We start from the raw sequence: 16,049 nt of genomic DNA on the forward strand, positions 1-16,049 counted from the left end.
CGCGCATCACCTGTACCGGCAGCTCCGACACCGGCGACAACGGCCACTACGCGCTGACCACTAAAACCCACAACATCAAGGCCGGGCCGATCGACGTCGAGGTGTACGCCAACTACGGCTTTGACTCAAAGGCGGTGGACAGCGACGCGCGCCTCGAAGCCTGGCAGGGCGGCCTGGTGCTGAGCCACACCAACGACAGCGGGGTGAACAAGGTGATCCTGCGCTACTCCGACAACTCGGATAACAGCGTCTACAACAAAACCGACGACCTGACCACGGTCTACGCCAGCTTCGAGGGCAGCCATAAGTTCACCCAGCAGGCGCAGGTGGAATATCTGCTGGCCTTCCACGACTACGACAACGGCAGGGACAACACCGACAACCGCAAGAACTACGGCGCCATCGTGCGGCCGATGTATTTCTGGAACGACGTGCACTCCACCTGGCTGGAAGCGGGCTACCAGCGCGTGGACTACGACCAGGGCGGGGATAACCACGGCTGGAAGCTGACGCTGTCGCAGAACATCGCCATCGGCATGGGGCCGGAGTTCCGTCCGATGCTGCGCTTCTACGTGACCGGCGGCCAGGTGGACAATGAGCATACCGCGAAGGTCAACGGCACCCAGGACCAGCAGCTGGATTCGCTGAACGTCGGCGGGATGTTTGAGGCGTGGTTCTGATGCGAGAGCGTTGTTGAAGGAGCGTTCCCGGCTGGCGCTACGCTTAGCCGGGCTACGACTGGTGCGCTCCATTTATGCCGGATGGCGGCATACATGCCTTATCCGGCCTGCGTTCCTTCCTGCGGGCTCCCCCCGTAGGCCCGGCAAGCGCAGCGCCGCCGGGCAGGACACTTCAAGCTCCATACCTGCGGTTGTGCCGGATGGCGGCATAAATGCCTTATCCGGCCTACGTTTCTGAGGAGGCGTGCGGGATACCCTCCCCAGGCCCGCGCAAGCGCAGCGCCGCCGGGCAGGACACTTCAAGCTCCATACCTGTGGTTGTGCCGGATGGCCGCATCAATGCCTTATCCGGCCTACGTTCCGGAGGAGGCCTGCGGGATCCCCCCAGGCCCGGCAGGCGCAGCGCCGCCGGGCGGTCTGGCGCCAGCCCCGCATGACGACATCCACTCTTTATCTCTGACACAAACGACGGGCGATGCGCTCCAGCTTCATCATCAACAGCAGCGTGACGCCCACCAGCACGATGGTCAGCGCCGAGCCATCGGCTATATTACCGCGATCGGTCAGGCTGAAAATGGTCACCGGCAGCGTCGTCCAGCCCGGCGGATAGATCATCACCGTCGCCCCTAACTCTCCCATCGACAACGACAGGCTCAGCGCCAGCGCCGAGATCATCCATGGCGTCATCAGCGGCAGCGTCACATGGCGCAGGCGGTACCACGGTGAAGCGCCCAGGCTGGAGGCGACGTTTTCAATATCAGCGGAAATCCGCGCCAGGCCGGTCGTGACGTTGCTGAAGGTAAAGGCCGAGATCAGCACGAAATGCGCCGCCAGGACGATAAAGAAGGTGCCGTTCATCTGCAGCGGCCCCTGGCTGAAGGCCACCAGAATGCCCAGTCCCACTGAAACCGAGGGGATGGCGCTGGGCAGATAAAACATCAGCCCAAGATATTTCTGCAGCTTCGCGCCAGTCTGGCGCAGCGCCAGCGCCGCCCACATCCCGCACAGCAGCGCCAGCAGGCTGGCGCAGAAGCCCACCACCAGGCTGGAAAACAGCGAATCCCACGCCGCCCCGCGAAACGCGTTAACAAAGTGGGCAAAGGTAAAGCCGGTGGGCAGCAGGCCGTTCCATTGTTTACTCAGGCTGGAGAGTAAAATCACCGCCAGCGGCAGCAGGAAAACGCCGGCAAAAAGCGTCACCGCCAGCGCGCCCGCCGCCGCGCGGCCTTTACGCGACCAAATCAACATCGTTAACTCCTTACGCCAGTGCGCACCGCCGCCAGCCGATAGAGCATAAACAGCCCCAGCGACAGCAAAATATTGATCAGCGCAATCATGCAGGCCACGCTGTAATCCGACTCCAGAATCGCCTTGCTGTAGACCATCATCGGTAGGGTATTGACCCCTTTGGCGCCAATAAACAGCACGATACCGAACTCGTTAGTGGTCAATAACAGGCACAGGCTGCCCCCCGCCATCAGCGCCGGCAGCGCCGCCGGGAAGATAACCTGGGTAATCACCCGTAACGGATGAGCGCCGAGAATACTCGCCGCTTCCAGCTGGCTCTTATCTATCTGCCGCAGTCCCGCCATCAGCGGGCGCATCACCAGCGGCGTAAACACGGTAATCTCCGCCAGAATCACGCCGTTAATCGAATAGAGGAAGTCTACCGGCGGCAGTTCAAAAGCAAACAGCGCCATCAGGGTGCCGTTGAGCAGCCCCGCCGAGCCGTAAATAAAGGTGAACGCGAGAGTGATAAGAAAGGTCGGCAGCGCAATAAAAGTATCAATGACCCGGCCCAACAGTTGGCTGCCGGGGAACGGAATAAACACCAGAATCAGCGCCAGGACGCTGCCGAGCACCAGGCAGCCAAGGGTGGCGAACACCGCAATCTGTAAGGTATTGAGCAGCGCGCCAATAAAGCGCTTAGAGTCGATCACCTGCCAGAAGGTCTCGAGGCTCAGGTTGCCGCTGGCGTCGCGTAACGCCTGTTCGGCGATCAGCAGCAGCGGATAGAAAAACAGCGTCGCCAGCACCAGCAGCGGCAACGCCAGCCACAGGTAAGGGCGCAGGTTTCGCGCCGGACGCGCAAGCGTGAGGGTTTGCGCCATCATTGCACCTCGATCAGAACCGCATCGCCAGGTTCGAAGTAGAGCGCCAGCTTGTCCCCCGCGCGCGGCAGTGGGTTGACCTGAGTCATGACGATCCGCACCGCTTCGCCCGCGACGTCGCACAGCAGATGCGTCAGATCGCCCTGCCAGTGCACCGACGTCAGGGTGGCGTTGAGGCGATTACTGGTTGCCGATCGCGGCGTCAGGCTCATGTGCTGCGGGCGAATGCATAACAGCTTATTGTTGCCATGCAGGCCGCCCCGGCTGAAGGCGTTAATCAGGCCGCCGCCGCAGCTTACGCTAACCAGCCCCGGCTCGGGGCTGTCTTTCAGCGCCGTCGCCTGCAGGATATTGGCGCGGCCGAGGAATTCGGCGCTAAAGCGGTTCGGCGGATAGTGGTACAGCTCGTGCGTTTCACCGTGGGCGATCAGCGACCCGTCTTTCATAATGCCGATTTTGTCCGCCAGAGTGAGCGCTTCGGTCTGATCGTGGGTAACGTAGAGGATGGTCAGCTCCGGTAGTTCGCGATGCAGGCGGGCAATCTCTTCCACCATGTTATGGCGAATTTGCGCGTCCAGCGCCGACAGTGGTTCATCAAGCAACAGCACCCGAGGACGCACGGCAATCGCGCGGGCTATCGCGACGCGCTGCTGCTGGCCGCCGGAAAGCTGATGCGGATAGCGGGTGGCGTAGTCCGCCATACCGACGATTTTTAAGGCTTCGGTCACCCGCTCGGCGATCAGCGCCCTGGGCTGCTTTTGCGCCCGCAGGCCGAAGGCGACGTTGTCTTCCACCTTCATATGGGGAAACAGCGCGTAGTTCTGCACCACCATCGCCAGCCCGCGCTGGTAAGGCGGCAGGTGGGTGACGTCCGTGTCGCCGATCAGGATCCGCCCGCCAGCCGGTTGCACAAAACCGGCAATCGCCCGCAGCACGGTGGTTTTCCCGGAACCGGAAGGGCCAATCAGCGCCAGCACTTCACCGGGCTCAATGGTCAATGACAGCGGTTTTAAGACCACGTTGCCGTGGTAGGAAACGCGCAGCGAGTCCAGGGTGATCCCGGAGGTCCCCGCCAGCGACGGGGAAGAGATGACGGTCGTTTTCATTAACATCAGGCTTACTCGCTATCGGTCACTTTATGCCAGCGGGCGATATCCGCCGAGAGAGAAACCGCGACGTCGTCCCAGTTGGGTTCCCAGCGCTTCACCCCGTCGAGCGCCGCCTGCGCTGCCTTAAAGTTAGCGTCATCCGGCGCCACGTCGTTGCGCACCGGTAAGCCCCAGGAGCGCGCGCTGACGCTGGATTGCGCCGGTTTATCCAGCAGGAAATTAATCAGCTTCTTGCCGTTTTCGCTGTTCGGTCCGTTCTGCACCAGCCCGATGGTGTAGGGCAGCGCCAGCGCGCTGCGCTCGCCTTTGTCGTCCGCCGGCCAGAAGATTTTGACGTTCGGATTACGCGCCATCTGCGACAGGTTCATCTGCAGATCGCCGTTGGCGACGTACAGCTCGCCTTTGTTGACCAGCGCCGTCAGCTTGCCGGTGGAGGCCGATGGGCCGACGTTATTGGCCTGCAGCTTGCCCAGATACTCGAAGCCGGCATCTTTGCCGCCAAGGCTGTGGAAGGCCTGCAGCATCACCGCGGTGCCGTCCCCCGCCTGGCCCGGCGTGGAGTACTGCAGCTTATTCTTAAAGCGGCTATCCAGCAGATCCTGCCAGCTGGCCGGCGCGGTTTTCAGCAACTGGCCGTTATAGATGAAGGTCAGATAGTTGTTCACCAGCGGCGAATAGCGGTCATTGGCGCCGGGGATCTGCGCGCTGCCCTGTGGGGTAAAGGTGGCCAGCAGCTGCTCTTTCGCGGCGCGCTGGATAAACGGCGGCACCGTGACCAGCACATCGGCCTGCGGATTGGTGCGCTCCTTCGCCAGACGCTCGACGATCGCGCCAGAGCCGCCTTCCACATACTGCACTTTGATGCCCGTCGCTTTGGTGAAGGCGTCGAACTGGCTCTGATACCAGCTGTTATCGCCGTCATGCAGGCCGTCGGCGGAGTAAACCGTGACGACGCCGTCCGCCCAAACCGGGGAGCTGGTCAGCGCGAACAGGGACAGCAGAGCAAGTCGGGAGAGTTTCATCGTGTTAGCCTCATCGCAGTTAGTTGTTCTGGTGTAGACCAGATTTGCGTTCACGCTACCGAGGGTTTATGACAAAACGATGAAAGAAGTGTGTCGAAAGAGTTAAAGCGAAGGGGATACGTCGCCCCCGGTTAACGCTGACGCCACCGGGGATACGGGAAGGGTTAATACAATAAAATCAATGGGTATCGACTTCGATCCGCAGGCTGTCATGCCGCCAGTATTCGATATCGTAATCAAGAATACGCCCGTGCTGATCGTAATTCAGCCTGCGCAGCAGCAGCGCCGGGCGCCCCTCCATCACCCCCAACGCCTCTGCGGCCTGCGGCGGCATGGAGGTGGGATAAAACGACAGATGCATACTGGTATAGATCAGGTCGTAGTGACTCTGATAAATCTCGGTCAGACTGCCATTGAGATCGTGGCGCAGCAGCTCCGGCACCCGGGCCGGCAGGCAGTGGTTTTCGCAATAGCACACCGGACGCCCGTCGGCATAGCGTAGGCGGGTCAGCAGGTAGACCTGATCGAAGGGCTGCAGCGCCAGCGGCGCCATCACATCCAGCGGCACGGCGGTTAAGCGGCCATCAAGCAGCACCGTTTTCGGCTCACGTCCCTGTTCGAGACACAGCTTGTGGAAGTTGGTGTTCTGCGTCGGATCCAGCCACAGACGCTCCGGCGTCACAAACCAGCCGCGGCGATCGGCGCGGTAGATCACGCCGCTGGCCTCCAGCTGCGCCAGGCTCTCGCGCACGGTGATACGGGTCGTGTTGAACAGCGCGCACAGCTCGCGCTCGGAAGGCAATTTATCGCCGCTTTTGAGGGCGCCGTTTTGAATACGCGCCTGCAGCTGCGCCTTAATCATCAGGTATTGCGGCATCTCGCCAGAGGGTGATTTCATGTTTACTCGCTGCCACGTTTGGTGCGCTCATTATACATAGCCAGATGAATTTTTTGTTGCAGCGCCACATTTCCTTTGACCCTGCCCCGGCTTTGTCTCCATGATAAATATAAATCTGGTATAGACCAAATGGTGAGACAAATGACTTCACGGAATTACCTGCTGCTGACTCCCGGCCCGCTAACCACCTCCCGCACGGTGAAAGAGGCGATGTTGTTCGATAGCTGCACCTGGGATGATGATTACAATCTCGGCGTGGTACAGACCATTCGCCAGCAGCTGGTGCAGCTGGCCACCCTGGCCGACGGTTATACGGCGGTGCTGCTGCAGGGCAGCGGCAGTTACGCGGTCGAAGCGGTGCTCGGCAGCGTCATCGGCGAACAGGGCAAAGTGCTGATCGTCAGCAATGGCGCCTATGGCGCGCGTATGATTGAGATGGCGCAGCTGATGGGCATCGCCTTTCATCCTTACGATTGCGGCGAAGTCGCCCGTCCGGACGCGGCGGCGATCGCGCGGATCCTGCAGGATGACCCGATGATCACCCATATCGCGATGGTGCATAGCGAAACCACCACCGGCATGCTCAACCCGATCGAAGAGGTAGCCGCGCTGGCGAAGGAGTATGGCAAACGCTATATCGTCGATGCGATGAGCAGCTTCGGCGGCATTCCGCTGGATATCGCCGCGCTGAATATTGACTATCTGATAAGCTCCGCCAACAAATGCATTCAGGGCGTGCCGGGCTTCGCTTTCGTCATCGCCCGCGAATCGGAGCTGGCCACCTGCAAAGGCCGCTCGCGCTCGCTGTCGCTGGATCTTTACGCCCAGTGGCGCTGTATGGAGGATAACCACGGCAAGTGGCGCTTCACCTCACCGACCCATACCGTGCTGGCCTTCGCTCAGGCGCTGAAAGAACTGGCCCAGGAGGGCGGCGTCAGCGCCCGCCATCAGCGCTACAGCCACAATCAGCGCCGACTGGTCGCCGGAATGCGCGCGCTCGGCTTCCGGACGCTACTTGATGACAGCCTGCACTCGCCGATCATTACCGCCTTTTATTCACCGGACGCGCCGCAGTATCGCTTTCACACCTTCTACCAGAAGCTGAAAGATCAGGGCTTCGTTATCTATCCGGGCAAAGTGTCGCAAAGCGATTGCTTCCGCATCGGCAACATCGGCGAAGTCTACGACGCCGACATCACCGCCCTGCTGGCGGCCATCGACAACGCCATGTACTGGAAACAATAAGGAACCGCCATGAACCGTATCACCGCACTCATCCTCGACTGGGCCGGCACCACCGTGGACTTCGGCTCCTTCGCGCCGACGCAAATTTTCATCGAGGCCTTCCGCCAGGCCTTCGATATTGAGCTCACCCTTGAAGAGGCCCGCGTGCCGATGGGGCTTGGCAAATGGCAGCACATTGAGGCGCTGGGCAAACTGCCGTCGGTCGATAGCCGCTGGCAGGCGAAATTTGGTCGGCCAATGACGGCTGCTGATATTGATGCGATCTACGCCGCGTTTATGCCGCTGCAAATCGCTAAGGTTGTCGATTTTTCCGCTCCGATCGCCGGCGTGGTCGACACCCTCGCCGCGCTGCGCGCCGACGGACTGAAGATCGGCTCCTGCTCGGGCTATCCGCGCCCGGTGATGGAAAAGCTGGTTCCAGCCGCCGCCGCCCAGGGCTATGCCCCGGACCATTGGGTCGCCACCGATGACCTTCCCGCCGGCGGGCGTCCCGGGCCGTGGATGGCGCTGCAGAACGTGATTACCCTTGGCATAGACGATGTGGCCCACTGCGTGAAGGTCGACGACGCCGCGCCGGGCATCAGCGAAGGGTTACATGCCGGGATGTGGAGCGTCGGCCTGGCGGTGTCCGGTAACGAATTCGGCGCTACCTGGGAGGCGTACCAGGCGATGTCGAAAGAGGAAATCGCCACCCGTCGCGAGCGGGCGGCAGGCAAGCTGTATGCCGCCGGGGCGCATTATGTGGTTGATACCCTGGCGGACCTGCCGGAAGTGATTGCCGACATCAACGCCCGGCTGGCAAAAGGCGAACGGCCTTAAGCGGGTGAATTCACCTTCACTTTGGCCGCCACCAACAGGCCGGTAAACAGCATTAATACCCCTGACAACACCAGCGGCGACAGCAGCCCTAAGTGGTCAAGCGCAATGCCGCCGACCGCGGCGCCGCAGGTGTTGGCCAGCTGGATCACCGCCACCTGAATCGACCCGGCTTTTTCCGCCTGATCGGAGAGTGAACGGGTGATCCACGTTGACCACCCCACCGGGATCAAGGCGAACGCGAAGCCCCAGATAATTGCCACCGTCGAGGCGACGATTTTGCTTTCTCCCCACAGCACCAGCGCCGCCGCGCAGGCGGTCAACACCAGCGGCGCAATCGCCAGCGCCGCTTTCACCGAGCGTTTGAGCAGCACCGAGGAGAGCGACGTGCCGATGAAGCTGGCGATACCAAAGCTCAGCAGCACCAGCGTCAGGCCATCGACATCAAACCCGGCGAGGGTCATGTAGACCGGGCGAATATAGGTAAAAAAGGCGAACTGTCCGGCAAAGGCCATGAAAATGGCGCACATGCCGGCCATCACCCCCGGCCGCTTCAGCAGGCCAAACATATTTTGCTGCTGAGCCGCCGATTCACCAGGCAGCGACGGCAGCGCTTTCAGCACCCAGAGCGTACACAGTACACCCATCACCGCCGCGCCGTTAAACACGTTGCGCCAGCCGATAAGCCCGCCAAGGAAACTGCCCAACGGGGCGGCGATCACCAGCGCGATGGATACCGCGCCGAAGATAATCGACAACGCTTTCGGCACCACGCGCATCGGCACCAGCCGCATGGTCAGCGAGGCTGACATCGCCCAGAAACCGCCGAGCGCCAGCCCCAGACAGGCGCGTCCCAGCAGCAGCAGGGTGAACCTATCGGCAAAGGACACCAACAGGCAGGAAAGGGTCAGCAGCAGCGAAAAGAGGATCACCACGTAGCGGCGATCGGTTTTGCCAATGACGGAAGTGATAAACAGGCTGGAAAACATCGCGACGAATGCCGTCGTCGTCACCGACTGCCCGGCCATCCCTTCGGAGATACCTAAATCCAGCGCCATCGGCGTCAGCAGGCTGACCGGTAGAAATTCGACGGTAATCAGGCAGGCGACGCAGAAAGCAACCGCGAAGACCGCCGACCAGTTTGGTCGCGCGAGTTCGCGTGCATGGGGTTTGGCTTCATTTGAATGACTCATGAGTGACCTGCGAAGAAAGTGGCGGAAAGCTGCGCAGTGTAACATTTTGTTTGTGACGCATTTAACGTTTTCGCAACTATTCTCGCTTTTCATAAGAGGATGCGTAGCTGCTCGCATGTTTAAAAAAACGATGCTTGCTATCGCTTTAACAAATCTCAGGAGAATTTAATATAGCACTATGTGCTATACTTTTAACGACAGGATGTCAGCAATGCGTATCTTCAAAACCAAATGGTTCGCCAGAGAGGCTAGCTCTCATGGCATTTCCGACGACGAGCTCTATCAGGCAATTCAATCTGCGCTTCAGGGCAAGGTGGTTGATTTAGGAGGAGGGGTTTATAAAAAGCGACTCAACAAGAATCGCGATCGCGCAATCATCCTTACCAAAAGCGCAGGGTATTGGTTTTATACCTTTCTATATGCCAAACAGGATATGGCCAATATCAACCATCGCGAGTTAATGGGTTTTCGTGAGTTAGCAAAACACTATGCCAATCTCTCTGAAGAGAAAACGACGGTCTTAGTTAAAAGTAAAGAACTGGTGGAGATTTGCGATGACAGCAAAAAATAAATACAAAAGCCCGGCTTTCGAAGCGATCCATAGCGCTGCGTCGGGGCTATTCAGCGTTGGCGCAATCCCACAGGAGACAATGCGCCACTTTGATGAATCATGTCTCGGTAGCGTAGCCGCACTTCAACCCATTGAAATTAAAGCGCTACGTGAACAACTCAATGTTAGCCAACCCGTGTTCGCTCGTTATCTGAATACCAGCGTGTCTACCGTGCAAAAATGGGAGACTGGCGCTAAGCGACCAAGCGGAATGTCATTAAAATTGCTTAGCGTCGTACAAAAACACGGCCTGAAAATCCTACTGTAGTTATCCTGCCGGATGGCGCTTACGCTTATCCGGCCTACAAGTGACGAGTGCGGTAACCGTAGGCCGGATAAGGCGCAGCCGCCATCCGGCACAAAAAGCGATGAACCCCAGGCCGAATAACTATGAGATCAGTGCAGCCAGTGCACGCCGTCTTCCGGGAGAAACAGGTCGTTATAGCGCTGCTGAAGGTTATGCAAATCGCTCATATCCGGATCCAGCTCGCGCAGAAACCCTTGCGCCAGGCGGACCTGCGCCTCGGTGATCGGCGCCGCTAAACGCGCTTTTTGCATCAGGCGATACCAGTAATGCAGGTTTTTTTCGCTAGCGTCGACAATTGCAACCTGCCAGATCAGCAGCACCTGGGCGGCGTTCTGCAGATGCGCTTCATTCGGCCGTTCAAGGTAACGCAAATACTCATTGCCGGCGGTTTTACCCAGCTGATCGATCATCGATTCCAGCGGGACGGGCGTGATGCCCAGGCGTTCGCTCAGGCGGCGGATCGCGCGGCGTGAATCAGAGGTAAGCACCCGAAATCCCACAACAAATACCACTACCAGGGTGGCCAGTCCTATCCAGATCATGCATCCTCTCATCCAATCGCAGCCTGACTATCATAATGGGAATTTGCCTGCTGTCGACTGTCGGACCTGGCATATTACGTAAGAAATAAAAAAGCCCGGCGCAATGGCCGGGCAAGGTTACCAAATACCTGGTGAATCAGGCAGTCTGCAAAATACGGTTCTTTTTCTCGCGGCGAATTTTACGCTCTTCGAAGATAGCCACGATGGCCATCAGGCAGATACAGCCGATGGCGGCGGCGTCCAGCGCCGCAAAGGTGCCGGCCCAGCCGGTGAGGCCAAAGACCGGGGTGCCGTCGGCGATCATCCCGAGGCCCAGTTTGGCGAAGCTATCGCCGATAAGATAGGCGAAAGTGCCCTTGATCCCATCGGCGGCGCCGATCGCTTTTTTCGGTACGAAGCCAACGGCGGCGACGCCAATCAGCAGCTGCGGGCCAAACACCAGGAAGCCCAGTGCAAACAGCGAGGCCAGATAGACGTACTGATTGCTGGCATGTTGATAAACGCCGAGAGTGGCGATAATCAGCGCCAGCGCGATGCAGGCCACCAGCGCGCGGCGGCCGTTGGCCAGGTCCGACAGCCAGCCCCACAGCAGCGTGCCAACCAGGGCGCCGACTTCAAACAGGGTAAAGCCCTGAATCGCCACCTCTTTCGACAGTTTCAGTTCCTGGAAGGCATACACGGTGGACCATTGATCGATACCGATACGCACCACGTAGAGGAAGATGTTGGAGAAGCACAGCAGCCAGATCACTTTGTTTTTCAGCACGTACTCAACAAAGATCTGCCACTTGGTCATCGCGTTTTCTTCGGTCTCTTTATCCTCTTCGCTAATCGCTTCGCCAAACAGCTCCTCCGCCGTGCCGAGGCCGTAGGATTCCGGCGAGTCGCTACCGTAGCGCAGGCCAATAAAGCCGACGATCAGCGCAATAATCGACGGGAAGATAAACATGCCGATCACGTGGCCGTCGAACAGATAGTTGGCGCCAAACAGCGCCACGCCCGCCGCGCCGGCGCCGCCGAGGTTGTGAGAGATATTCCAGAAGCCGAGGAAGGTGCCGCGTTTGCGTCGTGGCGTCCATTTGGTGATGGTGGAATAGCTGCACGAGCCGCCGGTGCTCTGGAAGAAGCCGCTTAGCGCATAGAAGGCGATCATCAGGAACAGGCTGGTGGAACCCGCACTCATACTGGCGCTAAAGCCCAGCATGCAGATGGCGGAGAGGATCAGCATAAACGGCAGGAACTGCTTGGTGTTTTTGCCATCGGCATAGTAGGAAACCAGGGTTTTCCCTACGCCGTAGGTAATGGAGAAGCCCAGGCCAATCATCCCCAGCTGGGTCATGCTCAACCCGTAGGTGGAGATCATGTCGTTCTGCGCAATATTAAAGTTCTTGCGGATCAGGTACATGGTCAGGTAGCCAATGAAGACCACCAGATAGGACTGCATGAAAGGTTTGAACCACATTTTGCGCCGCACGTCGAGCGGCAGATCCAGGGTCGGCTTACGAACCTGATTCAGAAAGGCCAGCATGGGTATCTCCTGAGCTGATTTTTTATGCCTGCGTCATAGCCACGCATTGTAAAAATCAGCGCGCCGTCTGGCCTGAGACGGCGTCCAGGTGAAACCGGGAAAATTTCTTAGTTTTGCCCCATTCGCGGCGAAAGAGTGAGATGCATCACGCTTCACTGGCGGCGCGCGGCGCCTGCGCGTTTAAGAACGGCAGCAGCAGCAGCGCGGAAATGCCGGCGGCAATCGCGATCGCCACGAAGAATCCGGTCCAGTGCCAGATATCCATTACCTGCGCCAGCGGCCAGCCGGAAAGCGACGCGCCAAGATATGCGAACAGGCCGACAAACCCGGTAGCCGCCCCGGCGGCCTCTTTATGCGAACACTCCGCCGCCGCCATGCCGATCAGCATCTGCGGGCCGAAGACAAAGAAACCGGTGGTGAAGAAGCAGGCCGCCTGCATCACGTAGCTGGCGAACGGCATCAGCCACAGGCCGCCAACCGACAGCAAAATGCCGGCGGCGAAGATCAGATTCATCGGTCCGCGATTGCCGTTAAACAGCTTATCCGAGCCCCACCCCGCCACCAGCGCGCCGATAAATCCGCCCAGCTCGAACATGGTCACCGCCGAGTTAGCGGTCACCAGATCGACGCCAAGCGTCTCCGACATATACAGATTGCCCCAGTCGTTAATCGCCGCCCGCACCACGTACACCAGCACATAGCACAGCGACAGCAGCCAGATATAGGGGTTTGCCAGCACGTATCGGGTGAGGATCTCTTTGCGCGTCAGCCCGGCGCCCTCCTGCTGCTGGGCAATCTCCAGCGCATCGTGACGCCAGTCGCCCACGGCGGGTAGCCCCACCGCCTGCGGACGATCGCGCAGCCGCCAGCACAGATATAATCCGGCGAGGATCGCCAGGCCGCCGGCGATGGTCATCCCCGCGCGCCAGCCGTAATGTAGCGCCGCCGCTCCCACCACCATCGGGATCAGCGCGCCGCCCACGTTATGCGCCGTATTCCACAGCGCCCACCAGCCGCCGCGTTCGGTGCGTGAATACCAGGCCGTCAGCAGCCGGGCGCAGACCGGCGAGCCCCACCCCTGAAAGAAGGCGTTCAGTGCCCACAGCAGGGCGAAGGCCCACAGTGAGGAAGAAAAACCGAACAGAATATTCACCACCCCGGTGGCGATAAGCCCCAACCCCATAAAATAGCGGGCATCGGAGCGGTCGCTGACGATACCGGAGAAAAATTTCGACAGTCCGTAGGTGATGTAAAACAGCGTGGCCAGCAGACCGATATCGCTGCGGGTCAGCACGTTGCTGGCGAGAATGTCAGGCACCGCGGCGTTAAAGCTTTTGCGGGTGAAATAGAACAGCGCGTAGCCCAGCCAGATGGTCAACAGGATATGGCGGCGCCAGTAGCGATAACGCGCATCAAGCTCGCGTTTATCGCTAATCGGCGCAGCGTCAGGCGGGGCTTTTAAAAAGGCGAACATCAGCGATCCTCTCAGGCGTAACGCAGCGGTAGATTGACGCACACCCGGGTACCGTGGGTGCAGGAGATCGTCAGCGTGCCCCCCAGGGCGGTCACGCGCTCACGCATGCCGGTCAGACCGAATCCCTGCGCGCTGGATCCCGGCGGCAGGCCGCAGCCGTCATCCTCCAGCACCAGCATCAGACGCTCCTCCTGCTGCCAGCCCTGCAGGGTCACGGCGCTGGCGCTGGCGTGCTTGACGATATTGTTCAGTCCCTCCTGGCAGACGCGGAACAGGGTCACGCGCTGGTTTTCGCTCAGCCCCGCCTCGTTAATCCGCCAGTCGAGATGGCTGACGATACCGCGGTCCTCCAGCTCCATCTCGCGCATCAGAGAACGTACCGCCTGCTCCAGCGGCAGGTCGTCAAGCTGGCGCGGACGCAGGCGGCCCAGCAGGCGACGCACCGAGTCGTAAACCCCCAGCGAGAGGTGTTCAATCAGCTGGCCGCTCTGGCGAACGCTGGCGTTGTCCGGCGCCAGCCGCTGGACGATCCCCGCCTGGGTGCGTATTGCGGTGATGGTCTGGCCGATATCATCATGGAGCTCGCGCGCGACGTCGCGGCGCACGCTCTCTTCGGTCTCCAGCAGGCGATCCGCCAGACGACGATTACGCGCCAGCTCGTTCTGTAGCGACTGGTTAAGCTCGCGCAATCGCTGGATCCCCGCCCCCAGCAGCAGTCCGGTGAGGCTCTGCGCCAGCAGCGAAAGCAGGAGATCGACGGGGTGATCGTGCCAGGTCTGGCTGGCAATCAGGGCGATAGCGTTCATCAATGTGGCGATCAGCGCGCCCTGCCAGCCGTAGTGCCAGGCGAGGGCGATAATCGGCAGCGCAAGGCAAAACGGGGTAAAGCGGGAGAGCTCAGCGGGCAGCCCAAGCTGCAGCCACAGGCTAATAGTGAATAACAACAGATACCAGATCAGATGCCGCCCGCGCCAGTTTACCGGCTGCGCCACCAGCGACGGCCCCAGGGGCCGCCAGACGGTGCTGGTGAGGTAGTGCCAGAACACCAGACAGGTCGGTGCCAGAGTCAGGCCGCCGGTGAGCGTCAACAGCAGGGCGTTAAGACCCTCGTCCCCCTCCGCCAGCCAGGGCAGCGATTGCAGCAGCGCGGCGGCCATTAACGCCCCGCCCTGACGCAGAAGCGTCAGCCAGTCGCGCTGCTGGCGATATCGCGAGATCAGCGCCACCGGCAGGAGGGTCAGCAGGCTTCCGGTCATCAATATTATCGGGTGCGCCAGCGCCACTTCCTGCGCCAGCCAGAAGATCAGCAGCCACTCGGTTCCCAGCAGCACCGGCCAGTAGCCGCGCGGGCACTGCAGCATCAGCCCCAAACGCAGGCCGAAGGGGAACAGCAGCACCGCCAGATCGGCGCGCTCCACCAGATGCAGGCTGATGCTCCACAGACAAAACCAGGCGGCGGCGAAGATAAAGGCGCAGCCGATCACCGACAGCAGGCGCGGGAGTATGGTCTTCATTGCCAGCTGTCAAACATACGGCGCGCCAGCTCGACGTCATTGTTGACGCCCAGCTTTTCCAGCAGGTTAGCGCGGTGAACGTGGACGGTTTTCGGCGACAGTCCGAGCTCAGCGGCGATCTCTTTCACCGCCATGCCCTGCGCCAGCTTTTCCGCCACCTGGCGTTCGCGTTTGGTGAGCGGATCCTGGCGCCCGGCGGCCAGCTTCATGGCGATATCCGGTGTGAGATAGCAGCCGCCCGCCGCCACCGTGCGCACCGCGGCGATAAGTTCGTCCGGGCTGCAGCGTTTCGACAGAAAGCCCCGCGCGCCGGCGTTAAGCGCCTGCTCGACCAGCGCCGGGCTGTCGTGCACCGACAGCATGATGGTCGCCATCCCCTTCGGCAGCTGGCTGAGCAGCGCCAGCCCGGAAATATCCGGCATTGAGATATCGCAGATACAGACCTGAACGCCGCGCCCCGGCAACCCCGCCAGCGCCTCGCGGCCGCTGCCAAATTCGGCGACAACCTGAAAATCAGTTTCCAGCCCCAGCAGCTGAGCAAAGCCGGAGCGGACAATCAAATGATCGTCAATAAGGGCGATGGTGGTCATGATAGGGTCCTGGTGCCTGAGGCGACAAAGCGCTGTGTCCGTAGGCCGGATAAGCGCAGCGCCATCCGGCAAAGGCGCTTACCTTAACCATAAGCACCTTACCGTTCAAGCCTTGCGCGATTTACTCAAAGAACACCGCAATTTTGTTAAACATGGTGGGATCGGACTGGTTACGCGCCACTTTGGTGACATCTTCCAGCTTTTCAATCTGGCTAATCATCTGCCCGAGACGCTGATCGTCGTTCACCAGCAGCCAGATGCGGCTGTGTTCGCTGCCCTGAATCGGTAGACAAAGAATACCTTCGACGTTAAAGGCACGGCGGGCAAAAAGCCCGCAGACGTGGGTCATGACGCCGGGGTGGTTGCGGACGGTGAGTTCCAGAATGACGTTTTCACAGTGTTTTTGCATG

Annotated in this window: 17 protein-coding genes; 5 read left to right on the forward strand and 12 right to left on the reverse strand. The window is 60.1% G+C overall.

All coding sequences use genetic code 11. The features are described from left to right. Positions 1 to 680: carbohydrate porin (locus MKS11_RS22335; protein ID WP_284109699.1), on the forward strand; the 680-nt coding region annotated here is incomplete at its 5' end. Positions 681 to 1,130: 450 nt separating this feature from the next. Here MKS11_RS22335 and phnV read toward each other — a convergent pair. The 5 genes from phnV to phnR all read right to left on the reverse strand — a co-directional run bounded on the left by phnV (position 1,131) and on the right by phnR (position 5,820). After that, a complete protein-coding gene (phnV, locus tag MKS11_RS22340; protein WP_064178482.1) occupies positions 1,131 to 1,928 on the reverse strand; it encodes a 2-aminoethylphosphonate ABC transport system, membrane component PhnV in 798 nt (265 codons plus the stop codon). A gap of 2 nt (positions 1,929 to 1,930) precedes the next feature. Then, a complete protein-coding gene (gene phnU, locus MKS11_RS22345) occupies positions 1,931 to 2,791 on the reverse strand; it encodes a 2-aminoethylphosphonate ABC transporter permease subunit (RefSeq protein WP_114268039.1) in 861 nt (286 codons plus the stop codon). Continuing rightward, the gene (gene phnT, locus MKS11_RS22350; RefSeq protein WP_101865679.1) at positions 2,791 to 3,903 is read right to left on the reverse strand and encodes a 2-aminoethylphosphonate ABC transport system ATP-binding subunit PhnT; all 1,113 of its coding nucleotides are present in this window, start codon (positions 3,901 to 3,903) and stop codon (positions 2,791 to 2,793) included. The genes phnU and phnT overlap by 1 nt, the downstream gene beginning before the upstream one ends. A 5-nt stretch (positions 3,904 to 3,908) precedes the next feature. Beyond that, the gene (gene phnS / locus MKS11_RS22355) at positions 3,909 to 4,922 is read right to left on the reverse strand and encodes a 2-aminoethylphosphonate ABC transporter substrate-binding protein (RefSeq protein WP_004202233.1); all 1,014 of its coding nucleotides are present in this window, start codon (positions 4,920 to 4,922) and stop codon (positions 3,909 to 3,911) included. A gap of 178 nt (positions 4,923 to 5,100) precedes the next feature. Continuing rightward, positions 5,101 to 5,820 (reverse strand): phosphonate utilization transcriptional regulator PhnR, encoded by a 720-nt coding sequence (gene phnR, locus MKS11_RS22360; RefSeq protein ID WP_004202235.1) that lies wholly within the window; start codon positions 5,818 to 5,820, stop codon positions 5,101 to 5,103. Positions 5,821 to 5,961: 141 nt separating this feature from the next. On the opposite strand from phnR, the gene phnW reads away from it, so the two are divergent. Both phnW and phnX read left to right on the forward strand, forming a co-directional pair. Beyond that, positions 5,962 to 7,065 (forward strand): 2-aminoethylphosphonate--pyruvate transaminase, encoded by a 1,104-nt coding sequence (gene phnW, locus MKS11_RS22365; protein ID WP_087771375.1) that lies wholly within the window; start codon positions 5,962 to 5,964, stop codon positions 7,063 to 7,065. A gap of 9 nt (positions 7,066 to 7,074) precedes the next feature. Further along, positions 7,075 to 7,884: a phosphonoacetaldehyde hydrolase gene (gene phnX, locus MKS11_RS22370; protein WP_087771376.1), complete on the forward strand. Its 810-nt coding sequence runs from the start codon at positions 7,075 to 7,077 to the stop codon at positions 7,882 to 7,884. Here phnX and nepI read toward each other — a convergent pair. Next, entirely contained in the window at positions 7,881 to 9,074 is a 1,194-nt protein-coding gene (gene nepI / locus MKS11_RS22375) for a purine ribonucleoside efflux pump NepI (RefSeq protein WP_114260536.1), read from the reverse strand. The genes phnX and nepI overlap by 4 nt on opposite strands. A 211-nt stretch (positions 9,075 to 9,285) precedes the next feature. Between nepI and MKS11_RS22380 the strand changes: the two genes are divergently transcribed. Both MKS11_RS22380 and MKS11_RS22385 read left to right on the forward strand, forming a co-directional pair. Beyond that, entirely contained in the window at positions 9,286 to 9,645 is a 360-nt protein-coding gene (locus tag MKS11_RS22380) for a type II toxin-antitoxin system RelE/ParE family toxin (RefSeq protein WP_004173863.1), read from the forward strand. Then, positions 9,629 to 9,952, forward strand: coding sequence for a DNA-binding transcriptional regulator (locus MKS11_RS22385; RefSeq protein WP_004173862.1), 324 nt, complete (start codon positions 9,629 to 9,631; stop codon positions 9,950 to 9,952). Before MKS11_RS22380 ends, MKS11_RS22385 begins: the two co-directional genes overlap by 17 nt. A 128-nt stretch (positions 9,953 to 10,080) precedes the next feature. Here MKS11_RS22385 and MKS11_RS22390 read toward each other — a convergent pair whose 3' ends face one another. From MKS11_RS22390 to ilvN, 6 genes are all read right to left on the reverse strand, one after another. Continuing rightward, on the reverse strand, positions 10,081 to 10,533 hold the full coding sequence (locus MKS11_RS22390; protein ID WP_049116803.1) for a DUF1198 domain-containing protein: 453 nt from the start codon (positions 10,531 to 10,533) through the stop codon (positions 10,081 to 10,083). Between the two features lie 136 nt (positions 10,534 to 10,669). Further along, positions 10,670 to 12,061 carry a hexose-6-phosphate:phosphate antiporter gene (gene uhpT / locus MKS11_RS22395; protein WP_087771378.1) on the reverse strand — a complete coding sequence of 464 codons (1,392 nt, stop codon included), beginning with the start codon at positions 12,059 to 12,061 and terminating at the stop codon, positions 10,670 to 10,672. 145 nt (positions 12,062 to 12,206) lie between these two features. Continuing rightward, entirely contained in the window at positions 12,207 to 13,535 is a 1,329-nt protein-coding gene (locus MKS11_RS22400; protein ID WP_017899678.1) for an MFS transporter, read from the reverse strand. Between the two features lie 11 nt (positions 13,536 to 13,546). After that, positions 13,547 to 15,028, reverse strand: coding sequence for a signal transduction histidine-protein kinase/phosphatase UhpB (gene uhpB / locus MKS11_RS22405; protein WP_025999189.1), 1,482 nt, complete (start codon positions 15,026 to 15,028; stop codon positions 13,547 to 13,549). Positions 15,029 to 15,045: 17 nt separating this feature from the next. Continuing rightward, positions 15,046 to 15,639: a transcriptional regulator UhpA gene (uhpA, locus tag MKS11_RS22410; RefSeq protein ID WP_023319382.1), complete on the reverse strand. Its 594-nt coding sequence runs from the start codon at positions 15,637 to 15,639 to the stop codon at positions 15,046 to 15,048. Positions 15,640 to 15,760: 121 nt separating this feature from the next. Then, entirely contained in the window at positions 15,761 to 16,048 is a 288-nt protein-coding gene (ilvN, locus tag MKS11_RS22415) for an acetolactate synthase small subunit (protein WP_023319383.1), read from the reverse strand. Position 16,049: the final 1 nt, after the last annotated feature.

It is taken from the genome of Klebsiella sp. K5-45 (assembly GCF_030128605.1).
GTDB classification, from domain to species: Bacteria; Pseudomonadota; Gammaproteobacteria; order Enterobacterales; family Enterobacteriaceae; genus Klebsiella; species Klebsiella quasipneumoniae.

Bases quoted from the DNA above. Each gene is read 5' to 3' on its own strand.
- MKS11_RS22400 (WP_017899678.1), bottom strand. From the start codon at position 13,535: ATGTTCGCCTTTTTAAAAGCCCCGCCTGACGCTGCGCCGATTAGCGAT.
- phnV (WP_064178482.1), bottom strand. From the start codon at position 1,928: ATGTTGATTTGGTCGCGTAAAGGCCGCGCGGCGGCGGGCGCGCTGGCG.
- phnW (WP_087771375.1), top strand. From the start codon at position 5,962: ATGACTTCACGGAATTACCTGCTGCTGACTCCCGGCCCGCTAACCACC.
- phnS (WP_004202233.1), bottom strand. From the start codon at position 4,922: ATGAAACTCTCCCGACTTGCTCTGCTGTCCCTGTTCGCGCTGACCAGC.
- MKS11_RS22390 (WP_049116803.1), bottom strand. From the start codon at position 10,533: ATGATCTGGATAGGACTGGCCACCCTGGTAGTGGTATTTGTTGTGGGA.
- nepI (WP_114260536.1), bottom strand. From the start codon at position 9,074: ATGAGTCATTCAAATGAAGCCAAACCCCATGCACGCGAACTCGCGCGA.
- MKS11_RS22385 (WP_004173862.1), top strand. From the start codon at position 9,629: ATGACAGCAAAAAATAAATACAAAAGCCCGGCTTTCGAAGCGATCCAT.
- phnT (WP_101865679.1), bottom strand. From the start codon at position 3,903: ATGTTAATGAAAACGACCGTCATCTCTTCCCCGTCGCTGGCGGGGACC.
- MKS11_RS22380 (WP_004173863.1), top strand. From the start codon at position 9,286: ATGCGTATCTTCAAAACCAAATGGTTCGCCAGAGAGGCTAGCTCTCAT.
- uhpT (WP_087771378.1), bottom strand. From the start codon at position 12,061: ATGCTGGCCTTTCTGAATCAGGTTCGTAAGCCGACCCTGGATCTGCCG.
- ilvN (WP_023319383.1), bottom strand. From the start codon at position 16,048: ATGCAAAAACACTGTGAAAACGTCATTCTGGAACTCACCGTCCGCAAC.
- phnR (WP_004202235.1), bottom strand. From the start codon at position 5,820: ATGAAATCACCCTCTGGCGAGATGCCGCAATACCTGATGATTAAGGCG.
- phnU (WP_114268039.1), bottom strand. From the start codon at position 2,791: ATGGCGCAAACCCTCACGCTTGCGCGTCCGGCGCGAAACCTGCGCCCT.
- phnX (WP_087771376.1), top strand. From the start codon at position 7,075: ATGAACCGTATCACCGCACTCATCCTCGACTGGGCCGGCACCACCGTG.
- uhpA (WP_023319382.1), bottom strand. From the start codon at position 15,639: ATGACCACCATCGCCCTTATTGACGATCATTTGATTGTCCGCTCCGGC.